General features: G+C 70.6%; 1 protein-coding gene. It reads right to left on the bottom strand.

Features of this window, described 5'->3' with window-relative positions:
• Positions 1-90: 90 nt before the first annotated feature.
• Complete coding sequence (locus tag ACZ7SW_RS46775) at positions 91-1104, bottom strand: 3-deoxy-7-phosphoheptulonate synthase (protein WP_470236840.1); 1014 nt, start codon at positions 1102-1104, stop codon at positions 91-93.
• Positions 1105-1206: the final 102 nt, after the last annotated feature.

Raw genomic sequence — 1206 nt, 5'->3', positions numbered from 1 at the left:
ACACCCGGCCGCTACCACCACCGACACACCGAGCGAAACACCAGGTTCCACAACACCCTCTCAGGGAATCAGATTCCCTCAGGGTTCCCCTCACGACCTGCCCGCGACCCGCGCACCCCGCGCCCGGCTGGCCAGAGCCAGCGACTCCAGCAACGGAACCGTCCGCTCCCACCCGAGACAAGGATCCGTCCGGCTCACCGCCGGGTCAGCGGGCACCCGCTCCGGATCCTGTGCCCCGTCGCGCAAATACGACTCGATCATCACCCCGGCGACCGCGGCCCCGTCCCGGACCTGCCCCGCCACGTCGGCGACCACCCCCGGCTGCCGGTTGTGGTCCTTCCCGCTGTTCCCATGCGCGGCGTCGACCACAACCCGCTGAGGCAGCCCGGCCTCCCCCAGCAATCCCATCGCCTCGGCGACCGACGCCGCATCGTAATTCGGCACCAGGCCCCCGCGAAGCACCAGATGCGCGTCCGGATTCCCGCTGCTGCGCAACGTTTTCATCCGCCCGTCCACGCCCAGCCCGGGAAACGCGTGCGCCGCCCCGGCCGCGCGGATCGCATCGACCGCGGGCCCCAGCCGCCCGGATACGCAGTTCTTCATCCCCACCGGCATCGGCAGCCACGACGCCAGCTGCCGGTGCGGCTGGCTGGCCACCGTCCGCGCCCCGATCGCGCCCCAGCTCACCGTGTCCGCGACGTACGGCGCCAGCACCGGATCCACGAATTCGTACGCCAGCGGCAATCCCGTCGCCGCCGCGTCGAGCAGGAACTGCCTGCCCAGCCGGACGCCGGTCGCGAGATCGCCTTTGCCGTCCAGGGTCGGGTCCGGGAGGAACCCGGTCCATCCGGTCACCGACCGCGGTTTCTCCAAGTACGCCCGCAAAACCACGACGAGATCGTCGGAATACCGGGCCGCCGCCCCGGCCAGCAGCCCGGCGTATTCCAGCGCCGCCCCCGGATCGTGCACCGAGCACGGGCCCGCGATCACCAGCAGCCGCGGATCGCGCCGGGCCAGTACCGCCGAGACCGTTTCGCGATGCCGGGCGATGTCCGGCGCGACCCCGGCGGTCACCTCCACCGGGCTGGGCAACGTGTCCTGCATCTACCGGCTCCTAATCGGTAGTAGGGGTAGTTCTTCCAGCTCGTGGCTGAGGCCTGTTTGGCTCCAGACGTTCGACGTCTTAGGAAAGAACGGCCTGGTGCA

This window comes from Amycolatopsis sp. NPDC114484, from assembly GCF_055633755.1.
This window is presented reverse-complemented; position numbering and strand designations above follow the sequence as displayed.